This is a genomic window from Paenibacillus pedocola, from assembly GCF_031599675.1.
Lineage (GTDB): Bacteria > Bacillota > Bacilli > Paenibacillales > Paenibacillaceae > Paenibacillus_AQ > Paenibacillus_AQ pedocola.
In genome coordinates this window covers 6201530-6221266 of the sequence record NZ_CP134223.1, presented here as the reverse complement: position 1 = coordinate 6221266, position 19737 = coordinate 6201530, and the positions used below count along the sequence as shown (strand labels likewise).

14 protein-coding genes are annotated in these 19737 nt (G+C 53.1%); 7 read left to right on the top strand and 7 right to left on the bottom strand.

Annotation, left to right across the window (positions count from 1 at the left end):
* The first annotated feature begins 222 nt into the window (after nt 1-222).
* From QU597_RS27580 to pgmB, 4 genes are all read left to right on the top strand, one after another.
* Nucleotides 223-1650, top strand: coding sequence for an ABC transporter substrate-binding protein (locus QU597_RS27580; RefSeq protein WP_310830669.1), 1428 nt, complete (start codon nt 223-225; stop codon nt 1648-1650).
* A 185-nt stretch (nt 1651-1835) separates the two neighbouring features.
* Nucleotides 1836-2951, top strand: coding sequence for a carbohydrate ABC transporter permease (locus QU597_RS27575; protein WP_310830668.1), 1116 nt, complete (start codon nt 1836-1838; stop codon nt 2949-2951).
* Nucleotides 2951-4042 (top strand): carbohydrate ABC transporter permease, encoded by a 1092-nt coding sequence (locus tag QU597_RS27570; protein ID WP_310830667.1) that lies wholly within the window; start codon nt 2951-2953, stop codon nt 4040-4042. Before QU597_RS27575 ends, QU597_RS27570 begins: the two co-directional genes overlap by 1 nt.
* 25 nt (nt 4043-4067) lie before the next feature.
* Nucleotides 4068-7076, top strand: coding sequence for a beta-phosphoglucomutase (gene pgmB, locus QU597_RS27565; RefSeq protein ID WP_310830666.1), 3009 nt, complete (start codon nt 4068-4070; stop codon nt 7074-7076).
* Nucleotides 7077-7176: 100 nt separating this feature from the next.
* Here the strand turns inward: pgmB and QU597_RS27560 are convergent, their stop codons facing one another.
* Both QU597_RS27560 and QU597_RS27555 read right to left on the bottom strand, forming a co-directional pair.
* Nucleotides 7177-7635, bottom strand: coding sequence for a DinB family protein (locus QU597_RS27560; protein ID WP_310830665.1), 459 nt, complete (start codon nt 7633-7635; stop codon nt 7177-7179).
* 153 nt (nt 7636-7788) lie between these two features.
* Nucleotides 7789-8766: a LacI family DNA-binding transcriptional regulator gene (locus QU597_RS27555; protein WP_310830664.1), complete on the bottom strand. Its 978-nt coding sequence runs from the start codon at nt 8764-8766 to the stop codon at nt 7789-7791.
* A 289-nt stretch (nt 8767-9055) separates the two neighbouring features.
* Here QU597_RS27555 and QU597_RS27550 point away from each other — a divergent pair, with 289 nt between their 5' ends.
* Together QU597_RS27550 and QU597_RS27545 are read left to right on the top strand one after the other, a co-directional pair.
* Nucleotides 9056-12010, top strand: coding sequence for an ABC transporter substrate binding protein (locus QU597_RS27550; protein ID WP_310830663.1), 2955 nt, complete (start codon nt 9056-9058; stop codon nt 12008-12010).
* A gap of 45 nt (nt 12011-12055) precedes the next feature.
* The gene (locus QU597_RS27545) at nt 12056-12646 is read left to right on the top strand and encodes a TetR/AcrR family transcriptional regulator (RefSeq protein ID WP_310830662.1); all 591 of its coding nucleotides are present in this window, start codon (nt 12056-12058) and stop codon (nt 12644-12646) included.
* A 59-nt stretch (nt 12647-12705) separates the two neighbouring features.
* Here QU597_RS27545 and QU597_RS27540 read toward each other — a convergent pair whose 3' ends face one another.
* The 3 genes from QU597_RS27540 to QU597_RS27530 form a co-directional block, all read right to left on the bottom strand.
* A complete protein-coding gene (locus tag QU597_RS27540; RefSeq protein ID WP_310830661.1) occupies nt 12706-13584 on the bottom strand; it encodes an MBL fold metallo-hydrolase in 879 nt (292 codons plus the stop codon).
* Nucleotides 13585-13733: 149 nt separating this feature from the next.
* Nucleotides 13734-15125, bottom strand: coding sequence for an aldehyde dehydrogenase (locus QU597_RS27535; RefSeq protein ID WP_310830660.1), 1392 nt, complete (start codon nt 15123-15125; stop codon nt 13734-13736).
* 32 nt (nt 15126-15157) lie between these two features.
* Nucleotides 15158-15865 (bottom strand): Crp/Fnr family transcriptional regulator, encoded by a 708-nt coding sequence (locus tag QU597_RS27530; protein ID WP_310830659.1) that lies wholly within the window; start codon nt 15863-15865, stop codon nt 15158-15160.
* 144 nt (nt 15866-16009) lie between these two features.
* On the opposite strand from QU597_RS27530, the gene hcp reads away from it, so the two are divergent.
* Entirely contained in the window at nt 16010-17662 is a 1653-nt protein-coding gene (hcp, locus tag QU597_RS27525) for a hydroxylamine reductase (protein WP_206102412.1), read from the top strand.
* A 90-nt stretch (nt 17663-17752) separates the two neighbouring features.
* On the opposite strand, the gene QU597_RS27520 is transcribed toward hcp, so the two are convergent.
* Nucleotides 17753-18727 carry an aldo/keto reductase gene (locus QU597_RS27520; protein ID WP_310830658.1) on the bottom strand — a complete coding sequence of 325 codons (975 nt, stop codon included), beginning with the start codon at nt 18725-18727 and terminating at the stop codon, nt 17753-17755.
* Between the two features lie 5 nt (nt 18728-18732).
* Nucleotides 18733-19641 (bottom strand): LysR family transcriptional regulator, encoded by a 909-nt coding sequence (locus QU597_RS27515; RefSeq protein WP_310830657.1) that lies wholly within the window; start codon nt 19639-19641, stop codon nt 18733-18735.
* Nucleotides 19642-19737 lie beyond the last annotated feature (96 nt).

The following is a 19737-nucleotide window of genomic DNA, read 5'->3' as shown; positions in this document are numbered from 1 at the left end:
ATGCGGGGTGATAGTTGGAAACGCATACATTATATGATAATATGGAAATGTAAGCGTTATATTTAAGTCTCGGTGATGAGCATATTTAGGTGAAATCAGGCTGTGAACCCATTTTTGAAAAGCTTTGCAAGGAGGTGGATCAGCGGGCGGACGAGGGAGATTCCCGGAAACAGGCAGATAAAATGCAGTCTCTAATACAATTATAAGGGGATGTATGAAAAAATGAAGAAAGCACCAGGACGTAAACTGTCACTCGCTATGATTCTGTGTTTATCCTTCACCATGATGCTGAGCGGATGCGGCGGAAATAACAACAATAATGCTGCTGCACCAACCGATCCGCCGGCCGCAACGGAAACACCAGCTACTGATAACAACCAGCCATCGACGAATAATGCGGAAGGCACGGCAACCGGAAGCCCGCTGGAATTAGCGATGAAAGGTGAATATAAAGGAACCAAAGTAACGATGTTCGGGCCATTTGTGGATGCCGACCAAGTGAAGTTTGAGAGCAGTATCAAAGAATTCGAAGAAAAAACCGGCATTGATATTCAATATGAAGGCTCGAAAGAGTTTGAAGCTACGATCAACATCCGGGTTGATGGCGGCAACGCGCCGGATATCGCTGATTTCCCGCAGCCGGGCCTGCTCGCCTCCATTGCCAAAACCGGCAAGGTGGTGGACCTGACCGGTGTGCTTGATCAGGAGAAGCTCAAGGGCAATTACAATCAGAGCTGGCTTGACATGTCCACCATGGACGGAAAAGACGGCAAGATCATGGCCGGAATCTGGAACCGCAGCAATGTGAAGAGTCTGGTCTGGTATCCGAAGAAGCAGTTTGATGAAGCAGGTTATACGGTTCCACAGACCTGGGATGAGCTGATGGCGCTCACGGAGCAGATTGCCAAGGATGGCGATCCGGCATGGGCGATCGGCATTGAGAGCGGTGCAGCTACAGGCTGGCCGGCAACGGACTGGATCGAAAATATCATGCTGCGTACGACAACACCGGAGAATTATGACAAGTGGGTCAGCGGCGAGCTGCCGTTTACTTCTCCAGAAGTGAAAAACGCAGTGGAAATTATGTCTAAGATCTGGCTTAACAAAGATTATGTATACGGCGGCACCAAATCGATTGTAACTACAGCCTTCGGGGACGCGCCGAAGCCAATGTTCGAGAATCCGCCAAAGGCCTGGTTCAACCTGATCGGAAACTTTATTACGAGCTTCTTCCCGGAAACGGCCAAGGTTGATGAAGACTACGACTGGTTCTACCTGCCGCCGATTGATGAGCAGTACGGCAAACCGGTACTTGTAGCCGGTGACATCTATGCAATGTTCAATGACCGTCCGGAAGTGCGTGCGGTTATGGAATTCTTCACCACAGGCGAATCGATCAAGAGCTGGGTACAATCAGGCGGCGTAATCGCTCCAATGAATGACGCTTCGCTCGACTGGTACCAATCCGAGTCCGACCGCCGGATGGCGAAGCTGGTACAGGATGCTTCGACCCTGCGGTTCGACGGCTCCGACCTCATGCCGGGTAAGGTGGGCGCAGGAACGTTCTGGAAAGGCATGACGGACTACGTGAGCGGTACAGCTACGCTGGATCAGGCACTGGAACAGATTCAGTCCGGCTGGAACAACTAAGAGTACAAGGTAAGGCAGGCGAATCTCAGGCACGCCATGGATTGGAAGAGGGGCAGACTGCTGTGAATACATCCTGCCCCTCTTTTTATATGTTTGACCGCTTACGAAAAGAGTTTTGCTGCGCAAAACCAAGCGTATGCTTACGAAGCAAGTTTTGCCGCGCAAAACTTATAGGAGGAGCTACTATGGATGCACAATTAAAGCCGAAGCCCGGGGTTACGGGTACGCAGGCCAAGCAGAGAATCAGCGCCAGGGCGGTGCTGCTATCACTCGGCGTGCTGCTCGCGAACATCGTTGTCAACGGGCTGATCTTCATGTTTTTCCGTGATTCCACGCTTAATCCGCTCCTGACTGCCGTTCTGGCGGTGCTGTGGGGCGTGCTGGGTGTTTATCTGATCTACTACACCCTGACCTGGGCAGTTGAACAGTACCCTGATCATATCCGCAGAAAAGTGCTTCCCTATATTTTTATCGGACCTGCGGTCATTATCCTCGGCTGGCTGTTAATCCTGCCCGCGCTGCGGACCCTATACTTAAGTTTTTTCAACGCTTCTTCAGAGAAATTCGTGGGACTCAGCAACTATGCCGCGATCTTCAGCGACCACTTGATGGCTACGGCCCTGCGTAACAATCTGCTGTGGGTGTTTGTCGGCACGCTGGCCTGTGTCTGTTTCGGGCTGCTTATTGCCATTCTGGCCGACCGCAGCAGCTACGAGAAAATCGCCAAATCGATCATTTTCATGCCAATGGCCATTTCCTTTGTCGCCGCAGGCGTTATCTGGAAGTTTGTCTATTATTATCAGCCGGGTGATGAGCAGATCGGACTGCTGAACGCGATGGTCACTTATTTCGGCGGTGAACCGCAGGCCTGGACGAGTATGCTGCAGCCCTGGAATAATTTCTTCCTTATTATCATCCTGATCTGGATGCAGACGGGGTTTGCAATGGTTATCTTTTCTGCAGCAATCAAAGGCGTTCCTGACGATATTCTCGAAGCAGCACGCGTCGACGGCGCCGGTGAGGTGAAGATTTTCTTCGGGATTATGATTCCGTTCATCTCTTCAACCATCCTCACTGTAACTACAACGATCATCGTCTTTACATTGAAAATATTTGACGTCGTCATGGTGATGACGGGAGGTCAATACGATACAGAAGTAGTAGCGACGCAGTTCTACCGGCAGTTCTTCATGTACCGTAATTTCGGTTACGGCTCAACGCTGGCGATTGTGCTCCTGATCGCGGTATTGCCTGTCATTCTGATTAATCTGCGCCAGTTCCGCAAGCAGGGGGGATTCTAATGGTCGGCAAAAAGAAAAGAAAAGGCAGCAAAACGGTAGTTAACCTTATACTCGGCTTCATCTGCTTCATCTGGCTGCTTCCGACACTGGGGCTCTTTATTTCCTCCTTCCGTCCGGCAGCGGATATTCTGCAGACCGGCTGGTGGAAGGTATTCCCCCATCAGGAATGGACGGCAGGCGAGACCCTGCAGCTGTCCAAGGATGTGGATCTGCGGGGGCCGATTGAGGTAAACGGCAAGACCTACAGCGATGACCAGTTAAAAGCGGGCGTGAAGGCAGACGACAGCCGCCTGATCTGGGAAAACCGCCGGGCACGCACAATTAATGTGCAGGAGCAGGGGTGGAAGACAACGCCTGATCTGACGCTCGACAACTATAACAATGTGCTGTCCGGCAAGGAGTATAAACTCAAGGAAGCCGATGGCAGTGAAACGATGCAGAAGGGCACAGGTTTATCGCAGGCGTTCTGGAATACGCTGACGATAGCAGTTCCGGCTACAGTTATTCCGGTGCTGATTGCCTCTTTTGCCGCCTATGCCTTTGCCTGGCTGCGTTTTCCGGGCCGCAAAACCTTATTCGTGATCATCATAGCCATGCTGGTCATTCCGATTCAGGTTGCACTGATTCCGGTGCTGAAGGATTACACGGCGCTCGGGCTGAACGGCAGCTACCTCGGTATCTGGCTGGCGCATACCGCCTTCGGCTTGCCGCTGGTTACCTACTTTATGTATAACTTTATCAGCCAGCTGCCCAAGGACTTGTTCGAGTCGGCGTTTATCGACGGGGCGAGCCATTTCACGATATTCAGCAGACTGATTCTGCCGCTGTCCGTGCCTGCACTGGCCTCCATCGGCATCTTCCAGTTCCTCTGGGTATGGAATGATTATCTGGTGTCGCTGATCTTTATCGGCAACCAGCCTTCCGTTCAGGTCATGTCGATGAAGATTGCGGATCTGGTCGGCTCACGGGGCAATGACTGGCATCTGCTGACTTCCGCTGCATTCATCTCGATGCTGATGCCGCTGGCGATTTTCTTCCTGCTGCAAAAGTATTTCGTCAGAGGGCTGATGGGCGGATCCGTGAAAGGTTAGCAGCGAATGGAGGAGAATGACTACCATGAAGATGAAGCCATATGAGCATCCGCCGGCGTTGTACCCTTACCGGGAGTGGAGTCTTGGCGAGGATGCCATTGAGGATGAGAATAATCAGCGGAGTGAGAGTGTGTTTGCGCTCGGCAACGGATATATCGGCATGCGCGGCAATTTCGAGGAAGGCTACCATGGAAAGGCTGGCACCTCGGTTGCCGGGAACTACCTGAACGGGTTCTATGACTCTGAGCCGATTGTATATCCCGAGGGGGCCTTCGGGCTCCCGGCGCGGAACCAGTCGATGCTAAATGTAACCGATGCGCGGATCATAGAGCTGAGTATTGAAGGGCATACCTTCCGGCTGGACAGCGGGATCGTGCACCGCTACCGGCGGTGGCTGGATATGAAGAGCGGTATACTGCACCGCGAGGTGGAATGGGAATCGCCGGCGGGACACCGCCTGCTGCTGATGATCCGGCGGATGGTATCCCTGCAGCACAAGCACCTGGCTGCGATCGAATACAAGGTGACGGCGCTGAATTTCTCCGGCACGCTGCATTTTGTCTCTGCGCTGGACGGGCAGATTACCCGCACTGAGGCCAGCGATGACCCGCGGCTCGGATCGGGGAGTGCCGAACCCAGCCTGCTGCTGGAAGATGCCGGCTATGACGAAGCGGCGGACATCCTCTGGATGCGGCAACGGACGCGGCATACCCGGTTTGCCCTGCTGACGGCTGTAAGCCATGGGCTGCAGGCGGAGTCCGGCCGTGAGCTGAGCCGGCAGCTGACCGGCCAGCGGATCTGGGCCTGTTACGAAGCTGCGGTGCAGAGCGGGGAATCCGTGACATTGACCAAATATATCACGTACCATACCTCGAAGGACTACCCTGAAGAGGAGCTGCAGAGCCGGAGCGTTAAGGTGCTCAGCATGGCTGAAACCTATGGCTTCAGCGGCCTGGCGGATGAACAGCATTCGTATCTCGACCAGTTCTGGGGACATACCGATGTGGAGATCAAGGGCGATCCCGCACTGCAGCAGGGCATCCGCTTCAATATGTTTCAGCTGCTGCAGTCCACCGGCAGGGATGGTGTGACAAACATTGCCGCTAAGGGACTGACCGGCGAAGGGTACGAAGGCCACTACTTCTGGGATACGGAAATGTACATGCTGCCGTTCTTTACGTACACACAGCCGGCGGTCAGCCGGGCGCTCCTGGAATTCCGTTATGCCACACTCGGCAAGGCACGGGAACGGGCCGCCGTGATGTCGCAGAAGGGTGCACTGTATCCCTGGCGTACGATAGACGGTGAAGAGAACTCCGCCTATTTTCCGGCGGGTACGGCCCAGGCACATATCAACGCAGATATCGCCTATGGGCTCAAGCAATATGTGCAGGCGACGGGAGACCTTGGTTTTCTGGCCAGTAAAGGGGCGGAGATTCTCTTTGAAACCTCGCGCTTCTGGCTGGATCTCGGGCATTTCAATCCGGCCCGGGGCGGAGCCTTCTGTATCGATGCCGTAACGGGGCCTGATGAATACACGGCAATTGTGAATAATAATGCCTACACCAATCTGATGGTCCAGGACCAGTTCCTCTATGCCTATGAGACCGCCCGGCTGCTGGAGCAGCAATATCCGGAGGATTACGAGCGGCTCCGGCAGGCAATTGGCCTGTCCATGGAAGAGGCGGAGAGCTGGAAGGAAGCTGCCGGCAAGATGTTTATTCCGTTTGACGAGGAACTGGGCATCTATGCACAGGATGATACATTCCTGACGAAGCGGAAGTGGGATTTCGAGAATACGCCTGCTGATAAATACCCGCTGCTGCTGAATTATCATCCGCTGGTGATCTACCGCCACCAGGTGCTCAAGCAGGCAGATCTGGTAATGGCGATGTTCCTGCTTGGAGACAAGTTCAGCCTGGCCGATAAAATCCGTAATTATAAGTACTACGAGCCGCTGACGACACATGACTCCTCCTTGTCGCCCTGCATTCACAGCATCGTCTCGGCAGAAATCGGCGATTTGGCCGGGGCGTATGCCTACTTCGACCGCACCGTACGGATGGATCTGGATGACATTAACCGCAACGCCAAGGATGGGCTGCATATGGCCGCTATGGCTGGTTCATGGATGTCCATTGTGAACGGGTTCGGCGGATTGCGGCAGTATAATGGGATGCTGTGCTTTGCTCCGGCACTGCCGGAGCAGTGGGAGAGCTACCGCTTCAAGATTACAGTCCGCGGCCAGCTGCTGGACATCTACGTGGACAGCGGGGCAGCTGTCTATACACTACTGGAAGGCACTAGCCTTCAGATCAAACACAGAGACCGGATCTTAACGCTGCTCCCGCAGGAACCGGTGAGTATACCGCTTGCCCGGCAGCTCGAGGCAGTAATCTTCGATCTGGACGGCGTGATCACCGACTCTGCCGAGTTTCACTACCAGGCCTGGCAAGCGCTGGCCGATGAGCTGGGTATCCCCTTCAGCCGTGCAAAGAATGAACGGCTGAAGGGGGTTAGCCGCATGGAATCGCTGGATATTGTGCTGGAGGGCAGCGGTCTCAAGTTAACGGAAGCAGAGCGGCTTCGGCTGGCAGAGAAGAAGAACGATCACTACAGGCAGATGATCGGCAGCATCACGCCAGAACATCTGCTGCCGGGTATCCCGGAGCTGCTGGATTCCCTGGCGCAGCGGGGCATTGATGCAGGACTGGCCTCGGCCAGCCTGAATGCTCCGCTGATTCTGGAGCGGCTCGGCATTGCCCGCCGGTTTCAGGCGATAGCCGATCCGGCCGGGCTGCGCAGGGGCAAGCCCGACCCGGAAATCTTCCTGACTGCAGCGGAGTTGCTTGGAGTAACACCAGGCAATTGCATTGGTGTGGAAGATGCATCGGCGGGGATAGCCGCCATCAAGGCTGCCGGTATGACAGCTGTGGGCATCGGCAGCGCGGAGCTGCTGGGCGAAGCTGATCTTCTGCTGTCTTCAACCGCAGAGCTGGCCCTGGAGAGGCTCCTGGAGCTGCTCAGGAAATAACGGAGCTGTTACACAACAAACCTAAAGCCGCGATTCTCCTTAAGGGAGAAACCGCGGCTTTGCTGTTATATTGCACGATTTCGATGTATAAGAGCACTGCTTATAACTCCGTATCAGGAAAAATCTGTCCCAGATGATGCTTCATATGGTTCAGATAATCGTCAATCAGCCACTGCAGGGTAACCGTTTCGCCAGTTTCAAGCCGGAACACAAGCTCAAGCTGGGCAGGGGAGAGGCCAGATATCACCCGCAGGACGGACTGGTTGAGACTGATCCAGAGCGATAGGATCTCTTCGCGGGGGGTGCCGGCATACTGCTGGGCGGCTACCCATTCATTCTGGTCGTAGAGGGCAAGGCTCAGCGGCTGAGATTCGTATTGCACTTTGATAAAGCGGGACAGATTGTTGAGCGCCGAGTCGCAAAGATGGCCGAGCAGCTGCTGCTTGGACCATTTGCCCCCCGGACGCGGTGCGGCTGCGTCTGCAGCATCGAGCCGGGCAAAGGCCTCGGGAACAGCGGTCAACAGCCGCGTCAGTTCTGAAATCGTAGACCTGATCATGAATCATCACTACCTCTCACTTATATTGTTGTACAGCTCCCAGCAAATAGGAGTGGTTGCCTAGTAGACGACTAAAGCTCATATTTTGTCGAAGCAGGCTCTAGCGTGGTGGGACAGACATAGATGATCCTGACATAACCGGCTGGACAGTTATTATGTCGTAGCGCCTTCTTCCAGTTCAACAGGCAGTATGTACTCTGCGGAGACGCTTTCTCCATGCACTTGCCGGATAATTAACTCCACGGCCAGCTTGCCCATCGCTTCAATTGGCTGGCGGATCGTGCTGAGCGGAAGTCCGAGCATATTGCGCAGCGCAATGCCGTCATAGCCGACAATCCGCACATCCCCGGGGACCCGTCTGCCGCGCTCCATGCAGGCCTTAAGGGCATAGGCGGCGATCATATCGCTGCCGGCAAAGATTCCGTCAATGCCGGGCTGTTCACGGAACAATTGCGCAAGCAGCCGCTCATACGCTGCGACATCAAAGCTGTTATCATCCGTATGCAGCAAAGTATGCTGAACATGATGTGCAGCTGTGGTATCGGCAAAAGCCTCCGCGCGGAGCCCGGATAATATATTCAGGCCGGGATGCCCGCCGATATGGGCGATATTCCGGCAGCCTTTTTCAATTAATAAAGTCGTAGCCAATTGGCCGCCAAGATAATTATCTGAACACACATAAGGAATATCAGGTGAAATCTGCCGGTCAAAGGTGACCAGAGGCAGGTTCATCTGCTGGTAAGCCTCCACCTCCAGCGTATGGCTGCCCATAATAATCCCGTCTACCCGGCTGGACCGCAGCATATCGATATATTCCAGTTCTTTGTGTTTATCCTGCCAGGAATTGCAGAGCAGGAGCTTGCAGCCGTTACGGTAGGCGTGCTCCTCAATATAGCCCGTAAGTTCACCGAAGAAGGGATGCGAGACATGGGGGATGATCAGTCCGATAATATTGGACCTTGAACGGCTGAGCGAACGGGCCAGCTCATTGGGCCGGTAGTTCAGTTCATCCATCGCCAGCAGAACCTTTTTCTTCAGTTCCTCGCTTAGATACCCCCTGTTGTTGAGCACCCGGGATACGGTGGTGACCGAAACGCCTGCCTTTAGTGCTACATCTTTAATTGTAGGCATAATGTTAGCCTCCTGTCCCTAAGGGGATCTTAACCAAATTAATTCTAACGTGGATGCTGGCGCAGTGTCTATCCGGGACCGGCCTTATTCATCCTATTAATGATTTCAAAAATCAGCGTTTGCCCATATAATTAAAGCAGACAGTCCTATTAATAGGTAGCATAGCCCAGTCACAGTGAATGTTAACGCTTTTTTCAAGCGAAAGAGGATGGAAGAAGGGTTTCAACGAATTAATTATTGTCGAAATCTTCCGGTTTTAACTTTGGGATCGATGAATGGGAGTGTACTTATGGGCTTAAGAAAAACTCATCTCAAGGTATTCAAGAGTTTCCTGTTATTTCTTATGCTGTATGGTTTCCTTTATCAGCCGGCGTCTGCCAGTGCAGAGGAACTGCCGCCTAAGAATGTGCTTGTGCTGCATTCCTATCATAAAGGGTTTGCCTGGACAGACGATCAGGGGGCCGGCATTGAAGAGAGGCTCAAGAGTGCAGCCGAGCAGCCTGTGATTTACAGTGAGTATATGGATTGGAAACGTTACCCCGGCAATGACAACCTCAAGCAGTTCTATCAGACGATCAAGCTCAAGTATCAATCCATGCATATTGATGCCATTATTACGACGGATGATGCTGCACTGAACTTCGCCATCAAATACCGCCAAGAAATTCTGGATAACGCACCGGTCATATTCAGCGGCATTAACGAGCTGGGTGTGGAAAGTTTGCATGATTTGAATAACATTACCGGTGTCATCGAAAAGATTAACCCTGTCCATACAGTTCAAATGGCGCTGGAAATCAATCCGTCTCTCCGTAAAGTATATGTCTTGTATGACAATTCGGAAAGCGGGCTCTCCACCGGCCAAATGGTGATGGAACAGATTTCATCACTTCATCCGGAGCTGCAGCTATATCCGATGAATCGCCTTTCCAGACAACAGATTCTAGATCAAGTCTCGGCCCTTCCATCAGACAGTATTGTGCTTATGACTACATATTTTAGTGACTCGACCGGAAGAACGGCCGAATTTGACCGGTTCTCAAGTGAGCTGGGCAAGAGCAGCAGTGTTCCGGTGTACCATATCTATGATTTCGGCTTGAATCACGGAGCTTTTGGCGGAAGTCTGATCAGCGGAATAATCCAGGGGCAGACTGCAGCCGGCCTGGCCGTGCGGATTCTGCAGGGTGAGCGTCCGGACAATATCCCGGTCGTCAACAACAGCAGCGTCCGCAATGTTTTTGATTACAAGGAACTGCAGCGGTTCCATGTGTCCCTGAAAAAGCTGCCGGAGGGCAGCGAGGTTATTAACAAGCCATTTTCCTTCTATGAGACTTATAAAGAGCTGGTGCTCAGTATCATCGCCGCGTTTGCAGTCTTGCTGGCCTTTATTCTAATCCTGTTGTTTTATGTACAGCTTGTCAAACGGATCCGCAATAATCTGGAGAAAAGCAACGAGCGCTTCGATCTGGCGACCTATGCCTCGGATGCGGTAATCTGGGATGTCGATATGTCGACCATGGTCTACTATTTCTCTGACAGCTGGTATGAGCTGCTCGGTTATGAACGGGATGAAGTAGGTGAAAGTCATGGCGGATGGAGAGATCTCATTCATCCCGAGGATGCAGACCAGGAGAACCGCCAGCGCACCCAGCATCTGGAGGGCCGAACCTCTTATTATTACAGTGAATTCCGGATGCGGAGCAAATCGGGCGATTATAAGTGGTTCCAGGCCCGGGGCAAGGTACTGCGCAATACCAGCGGCGGCTTCGTCCGTTTTGCCGGCTCCATGGTTGATGTTACGGACCGCAAAGCATACGAGAGCAAGCTGCAGATGAGTTATCAGGAGCTGGAGTCCACCTACGAGGAGCTTACAGCACTGCAGGATGAGCTGATGGAGCAGTATAACAAGGTGGTGGAGAACCAGGAGCTGCTGCAGACCAGTGAAGAGAAGTACCGGCAGCTGGCCTATAACGATGTGCTCAGCGGTTTGCCGAACCGCCTGTCCCTGACTGAAGCGCTGGAGAAGTTTATCAAGGAGAATTCGGGCGGGCACGCGGCGCTGTTCTTCCTCGACATCGATAATTTCAAATATATCAATGATACGATGGGACATACCTTTGGGGATGAATTGCTGGTGAAGGTCGGCGAGCGGCTGCTGGAACTGTCAGATAGCCGCAGCAGGCATTTCCGGTTTGGCGGTGATGAATTCGTCATTCTATTCAAGGACAGCAAGGGTTTTGGAGAAGTGACTGCCTATGCGAATTCCCTGGTGCAGGGTTTTAAGGAGCCGTTCCAGCTTGACGACAGCATTGTACATATTTCCACAAGTATCGGAATTGCCCAATATCCGGATAATGGGGTCAATGCGGAGGAATTGCTGAAGAATGCGGATATTGCGATGTATAAGGCAAAAGAAGCGGGTAAAGGGACGTATGTCATCTACGGACGGGATATGCAGCAGCATTTTGATGACCGGATGGTGATTGAATCGCATCTCAGAAATGCAATCGCCAATCATGAGCTGTCGCTGCACTATCAGCCGCTGGTGGATACCGCTTCAGGCGGAATCTGGGGGTTCGAGGCCCTGATCCGCTGGAACAGTCCGGTGCTTGGTTTTGTTTCCCCGCTATCGTTCATTAAGATCGCCGAAGACTGCCGGCTCATTGTGCCGATCGGGGAATGGGTGCTCCGTACGGCCTGCCAGTTCATTAAGGATCTGCATGGACAGGGCTATGAGGGCTACCATATCTCGGTAAACATTTCGGTGATCCAGCTGATGCTGGATGATTTCACGGATATGGTACTGGGGATTCTGCAGGAAACCGGCCTGCCCCCGGAATACCTGGAGCTGGAGATTACGGAGTCGATCTTCATGGAATCCTTTGAAGCCATCAGCACGAAGCTGGAGTCGCTGAAGGAGAAGGGGATCGGCATCGCCCTGGACGATTTCGGGACAGGCTATTCCTCACTCAGTTATTTGAAGCAGCTGCCGATCACGACGCTGAAGATCGACAAGTCGTTCATCGACAGTATCGATACGCCTAACAACATGTCACTTGCCCGGTCCATCGTCACGATCGGGCATGACATGGGGCTGAACGTCACCGCCGAAGGAGTGGAAACGCCGGAGCAGCTCGCTTTTCTGGAACGGACCAGCTGTGACAAAATCCAGGGCTACTTCATCAGCAAGCCGATTCCGCAGCAGGACGTGGCGGACTGGGTAAAGGACAGACGGGCAGGCTGAGGCGGGGATTCCGGGAGAATTCAATACATCAAGAGAGGCGGATGTATGATGAGAGGGACACTGAACGTTAACGATCCGCGCGTTATCCGGACAAGACAGCATATTTTAGAAGCATTTGCTGATTTATTAAGGAAAAAGGATTTTGACAAGATCAGAATTGGCGATATAACGACAAAGGCAGCGGTCAACAGATCTACTTATTACGCTCATTTTCCTGATAAATTCGCACTGGTTGACGGTCTGCTGGGGGAAGGCTTTATGAGCTTTGTCCATAACAGGGTGGAGCCGGGAGCGGAATTTACAGAAGATACGATGAGAAATATTGTAATTGCCCTTTGTGAATACCACCAGGCAACCAATAAGCGCTGCATTAAGAGCTATGATTCGGTAGCTCCTTTTATAGAGAAGAATATTAAGGCACAGCTGGAGGAATACATTTTCGGTCTGTTAAGCCGGTCGTGCAGAATAGCAGACGAAGAAACGCTGCGGCTGTCCGCTGTCTTTATAACCTGGTCGACATACGGCGCTACGTTCCGCTGGAACTCGGATGGAGGGAAGGAGTCGCCTCAAGCCATAGCCGGGAAAATAATGCCTTTGCTAAGCGGCGCTCTTCAAAGCACCATCCAGAGAATATGACAAAAGGCAGTATAGGCCTGAGCCTATGCTGCCTTTTGTGTTGATATGGAAGCGGATGGTTACAGGGCAGGCTTCCAGATCTCGGGAATATGCACATAATGATCCGCTTCTTTTTTAATATGGCCGAATCCCGGGAAAGCAAGATGCATCCCAGTGACCAGCAGCCGCTCTGTTGCGGCGTACTCCAAGAGACGTTTTCTCGATTGAACTGCCTGATCGGGAAGCACATCCATCACCAATGTCTCATCCAGTCTACGCAGCTGAATGGTGGCATTGTGGAGGATATCTCCCCAGATGAGGAGCTGCTCTTCGCCCGATTCAATAAAATAGGCTGTATGTCCCGGCGTATGCCCCGGTGCGGCAATGGCTTTGATTCCAGTGACCGGCTCGGTTTCTTCACTCGAAAAAGTGCGGATATATCCTGCATAAGGCGCCAATGCTGCTTGGGCCATCTGGAAATTTGCCTGCTCCCCTTCATCTGAAGGATCCTTCATGTTGCGGTTGTCCATCCAGTAGTCATATTCTGTTTGTGCCACTACAACCTCGGCGTTTGGAAACACCTTTGTACCGTCCGGATAGATAAGGCCATTGGCATGGTCAGCATGCAGGTGGGTCAGCAGGACCGATTCTATTTGTTCCGTACTGATGCCGGCTGCCTTTAGGCTATCCAGAAGAACGCCTATGCCGGGACCGATTCCTGTATCAATAAGGGTAAGGCGGCCTTGAATATTGACCACAAAGCAAGTGGTATTAAAGTAAGGCGGACTCACCTCGAAATTAGCTTCAAGTATTGCTGTTCCAGCCTCTTCCTTAAGCTCCTTAAAAGGCCACCACGGAAACTGCATTCCTCCGTCCGAGACAGCGGTAACGATGACCTCCCCGACTTTCTTATAATACACTCCCGGCACCTGTGCCGTTGGCTGAGCCATCATTGTCATTTCTCATTACTCCCCTCAAAATATGTTGGATTCAAGCAATAGCAGCTGCTGCTTGTTCCACACATGTATTATAGGGAGCGGCGAAACCTGGCTTCTACATACAAAACATCCGATTTGTTGCTTAAATAAATAAATAAACTCAGGCTCTTCTACTTCAATAGCTTGCGCACCAGCTTAATCTTATTGCCGTAAGGCGGGTACACAATGCCGAAATCGACCCTTGAGCTTCTTTTGACGATGCTCTTGCGGTGGGAGAACAGGTCAAAGCTGTGCTTGCCGTGATACCCGCCGATGCCGGAATTGCCGACACCGCCAAACGGCAGGCGGGAGCTGGCGACATGGCTGATGGTGTCATTCACGCAGCCTCCCCCGAAGGATACACTGCCCAATACCTGCTGCTCCACCTGTTTGTCCTCGGTGAACAGATAGAGGGCGAGCGGCTTCGGATGCTGATTGATGCTGCTGATCGCTTCCTCCAGCCGGCCGAATTCGATAATCGGCAGCACGGGTCCGAAGATTTCATCCTCCATCGCGGCGTCACTCCAAGCGGCCGGGTAGAGCAAGGTAGGCTCAATGTACAAATCCTCCGGCTCAACTGTGCCGCCCGCAATAATCTTGGAACGGTCCTTTTCGATCATTCCGGCGATTCTGCGCAGCTGGCGCTCATTCACGATCCGCCCGTAATCCGGATTGCTGCGGGGATTCTCTCCGTAAAAGGCCCTGATGGATTGCTTCATCAGGGTGATCAGCTTCGCGGCAACCTCCCTGTGGACCAGCAGGTAATCCGGCGCGATGCAGGTCTGCCCCACATTGATTAGCTTCCCCCAGACGATCCGCTTGGCAGCCGTCTCCAGATTGGCAGTTTTATCGACAATGACCGGGCTTTTGCCGCCCAGCTCCAGGGTGACGGGAACAAGCTGCTTGGCGGCAGCTTCCATTACAATTTTGCCGACGGGTACACTGCCGGTGAAGAAAATATAATCAAACCTCGCGTGGATCAGCAGATTGGTCGCTTCCTTCTCGCCTTGCACTACCCGGATATAGCCGGGTTCGAATGTTTCCTTAATCATGTCCTCGATAACGGCTGAAACCGCGGGGGTGCTCTCCGACGGCTTCAGAACAGCGCAGTTGCCGGCGGCGATAGCCCCGATAAGCGGCTCGATCAGCAGCTGGAACGGATAATTGAATGGCCCGATAATGAGTACGGTGCCGTAGGGCTCACTGATGATCAGGCTTTTCGACGGAAACATGTGCAGCGGAGATTTGACCTTGACGGGTTTCGTCCACCGCTTGAGATGCTTCATCATATAGCCGATGCTGTCCAGCGTGAAGCCGATTTCCGTGGCGTAGGCTTCGAACTCGCTTTTGCGCAGATCCTGATGCAGCGCCCCGATGATCCGGGATTCGTGCCTGCGGATGGCGTCTCCCAGCTTCTGCAGCTGACGGAGCCGGAACGCCGTCTCCTTGGTCACCCCGCTGTCAAAAAATTGTCTATGCTCGGCCAGCATAAGGCTGGTATCTTGCTCGCTAATTTCAGGCATAACTGAACCCTCCAATGGGATGAAACGAATGGTTATTTCTCTTTGCCGGAATCAGCACTGTCGGTGCGGATGTAGTCATTCATAGCCTCACGGTTCAGCAGGGAAATCCGGCTGCCTTTGAACTCAATCCAGCCGATGTCGCGCAAATAGCCCATTTCACGGGACAGTGAAGGACGCGCAGTATTTAAATGCTCTGCCCACTCCTTGCGGCTGAATGGCAGGGAGATGACCTCTGAAGCCTGCTGCATCGCCTGCTCCAGCAAAAAGTAAATCATCCGCCGCCGCAGCGGACCTGCGGACAGCATCTCGATTTTGCGGTTCACGAGCACCAGCCGTTCAGACAGATTCTCAATGAAGCGGGTCAGCATGTCTGTATCTGTGGTGAACAGCCTCAGCAGCTCCTGCTTACCTATAAACATGATAGAGCAGGGGCCGGTAGCCGTGGCGGTAGCCGGGACTATATTTTCTCTGCGGAACAGTACGGCTTCCCCGATGGTCTGCCCGACATTTAAATGGGCGATAGTTACGCTGCTGCCGGTGGGATGAGTCTTCTGAACCTCGACCCGCCCGGAGAGGATGATTCCGATCCGGTCCGCAGTGTCGCCCTCGGCGAAGATTAGCATGTTCTTCTGGTAGGAAGAAATGGAGTACAGCATCTTTTGCAGCAGAGCTTCAATCTCTTCTACAGACTTGCCCCGGAACAGCAGACAGGACTGCAGTACAGCAGGGTCCGGCTTCATCGATTTCCTCCAAATTTAAATTTATTCGGTAACATCCGTTACCGATTGTATGGCGAAAGTCTACTACAATAAATAGTAACTGTAAAGGCAGATGAACAGTCTCTGCCCTGTGTAACGATACCCATTTAAAGGAGTGAAGGTGCAATGAGCAGCATGTTTTGTTTTCAATGTCAGGAGGCGGCCAAAGGAACGGGCTGTACTATCCAGGGAGTATGCGGGAAGACGAGTGAAGTTGCCAATCTTCAGGATCTGATGATCTACACACTGAAAGGCATTTCCATCTTTGCACGGAGAGGCCGGGAATTAGGCATTACTGACTCCGTCACAGATAAGTTCATTATAGAAAGTATGTTTGCTACGATAACCAATGCCAACTTTGTCCCGGAAGCTTTTATTGACAGAATAAGAACGGGGCTTACCTTGCGTGACCAGTGGAGCAGCAGGCTGAAGGAGGCTGGAGCGGCGGTACCTCTCGCGAATCATGATGCCGCACTCTGGACAGCGGATACAGAAGAGGACCTGCTGGCCAAGTCGGAAACGGTAGGCGTTCTGTCGACGGAGAATGAGGATGTCCGTTCCCTTCGCGAGCTGCTGACTTATGGACTGAAGGGAATGGCGGCCTACATGGAGCATGCTGCAGTGCTGGGCTTTGCGGATACAGGCGCCCATGCTTTTATGGAAAAAGGGCTGGCTTCAGTTCTGGATGACAGTCTGAGCGCTGATGAGCTGACTGCACTTGTGCTGGAATGCGGCAAGTTCGGCGTTGATGTGATGGCTCTGCTCGACCAGGCGAATACAACCACTTACGGCAACCCGGAAATCACCAAAGTGAACATCGGCGTAGGACAGAATCCGGGAATTCTGATCAGCGGACATGACCTGAAGGATATGGAAGAGCTGCTGAAGCAGACAGAGGGAACTGGAGTAGATGTGTATACGCACAGTGAGATGCTGCCGGCTCACTATTATCCGGCCTTCAAGAAGTATAGCCACTTTGTAGGCAATTACGGCAATGCCTGGTGGAAGCAGAATGAGGAATTTGCCAGCTTCAACGGTCCGATTCTGATGACTACGAACTGCATTGTGCCGCCTAAGGACAGCTATATTGACCGGTTATACACGACAGGCAACACCGGCTTCCCGGGAGTGCAGCATATTCCGGCGGATGAGCATGGAGTGAAGGATTTCTCCGCGATTATTGCGCAGGCGAAGGGCTGTGAAGCTCCGACTGAGATTGAAACTGGAGAGATTGTCGGCGGGTTTGCCCACGCAGCGGTTATGAATGTGGCCGATCAGGTGGTAGAAGCTGTCCAGAGCGGGGCCATTAAGCAATTCTTCGTGATGGCAGGCTGCGACGGCCGGATGAAGAGCCGCAATTACTACACTGACTTTGCTGCTGAACTGCCGGGGGATACTGTCATTCTTACCGCAGGCTGTGCGAAGTACAAATACAACAAGCTTGCGCTCGGCGATATCGGCGGAATTCCGCGTGTGCTGGACGCCGGACAATGCAATGATTCCTATTCCCTTGTGGTCATTGCCCTGAAGCTGAAGGAAGTGTTCGGACTGGACGATATCAACGACCTGCCGATTGCCTACAATATTGCCTGGTATGAGCAAAAAGCGGTCATCGTGCTGCTTGCGCTGCTGCACCTGGGTGTCAAAAACATTCATCTCGGCCCGACGCTGCCGGCCTTCCTCTCGCCGAATGTGGCTAAAGTGCTGGTTGATAACTTCGGAATCGGCGGTATTACAACGGTCGAGGAAGATATGGAGCGGTTCATCGCAGCCGTATAAATAAGCAATGCTGTTCTATTAAAAAAGCCTATAGCTCCAGCCCGCCGATAACCGGCAGGAAGGAGCTATAGGCTTCTTGGCGTTCTGCAATTACGGCAGACGGTAGACTGCGAACGGCTCGCCGCTGCGGAACGGGCGGCTGGCTTCTTCCAGCTTGTCCAGGGTCTCCGCGTCCAGCTCAAGAGCGGTGCTCTGCAGATTCTGCTGCACCTGCTCCACCCGTGTAGCCCCTACGATAACCGTGGATACAGCGGGCCTGCTCATCAGCCAGGCTAAGGACAAGGCTGTGGGCGAGGTTCCGAGGTCTGCGGCGATCCGGCTGACTTCATTACCCAGTGCAATCCGCTCAGGGGTAAGGAAGCGGGTAAAGTTCGGATCGGTCTCGGCCCGTGACCCGGCCGGTGCAGTGCCACTGCTGCTGTATTTGCCGGTCAGTATGCCCCCGGCCAGCGGGAAATAAGGGATGATCCCCAGTCCCTGATCCAGACAGAGCGGGAGCAGCTCGTTCTCGGGAGTCCGGTCGGCCAGCGAATAGCTGCACTGAATCGAGCTGTATTGGACCAGATTCCGCGCTGCGCTGATCCCCAGCGCCTTCATCAGTTCCCAGGCCGCGTAATTAGAAGCGCCGATATAACGGACCTTTCCCGCAGATACCATATCGTCCAGAGTGCGCAGCGTTTCCTCCAGCGGAGTATACGGATCGAAGGTATGGATCTGATACAGATCCACATAATCCGTCTTCAGGCGGCGCAGGCTGCCTTCCAGCTCCAGCATCAGGTGATGGCGGGAGGAGCCGCTCCCATTTGGGCCTTCGGCCCGCGGCAGACCTGCCTTGGTGGCCAGAACTGCGCGATCCCTCCTGCCTTCCAGAGCCAGGCCGATGATTCTTTCCGATTCGGTACCGGCATAAATATTGGCGGTATCAATGAAGTTGATCCCCTGATCCAGTGCGGTATGGATGATAACAATCGAGGTCTGCTGATCAGCACGTTTGCCAAAAGCATTCGTTCCAAGGCCCAGTGCCGATACCTGCAGCCCGCTGTTTCCCAGACGGTTGGTCTTCATAGTGCTCACTCCTTTACAGTGTTTGTAGCAGGACTTAGATTTCCGGCTTCCGCAAATAATTCGAGCGCAGTATCAATGAGCAATCTGACGGCGATGGACGCTTCCTCCAGCGAATGGACAGCAAGATGGACATCCCGGTAAGCATCAGGGAAAAGCTCCCGGATGATCACATCATCAGGCGGCGCGAGCAGCGACAGCTGGGACAGCACGCCTACGGCCAGACCCTCCTGGATCATGTTCAGCGCTGTATTGTAGCTGTTGACAACATATTTCACGTTCAGCTCACTGCCGGCCCTCTTGAATAAATCAAGCACTGGAGGCTCATAGCCCGCTCTGCAGATCATCATCGGCTCGTGCTCCAGGTCTTTCACATCAATGACCTGATGTTGCCCCAGCGGATGGCCGCCGGGCAGCACCGCATACAGCTTCTCCCGAAAAAGCGGAAGGGTCTCAAACTCCTCATGCGGCGGAATAATCAGCCCGACATCAATCTGGCGCGTTTCCAGCCATTCCTTCACCTCGGCCACCGAGCCTTCATGGACGGAGATTTCAATCCCCGGATATCTGCTCTTAATCGAGCGGATCATTTTGGGCACAAAGTAAGCGGCCGCCACCGGAAAGGCTCCGATCCGGATCAGCCCCTTCTCCAGTCCTTTCTCCGCGGCAATCTCCTGCTCGACCTTATTGAACCCGCTGAGAATTTCCCGGAAAAGAATCAGGACACGTTTGCCCACCTCTGTGAGCATCAGCCCGCTGCGGCGGTCGCGGAGCAGCAGCTTGACGTCCATTTCCGTTTCGAGGGCGGAAATAGCGCGGCTGACCGCCGGCTGGGTCATATTCAGCTCCAGGCCGGCTTTGGTGAAGCTTCCGGTTTCGGCAATTTTGACAAACAGGCGAATTTGATTGTTGTTCATATCGGATTTGTTATGCCCCTCATGATTATAATTCATTTCAATTATGACTGGGATTATTGTATCATTTGGAATGAAAATGAAACAAGAGGTGAATAA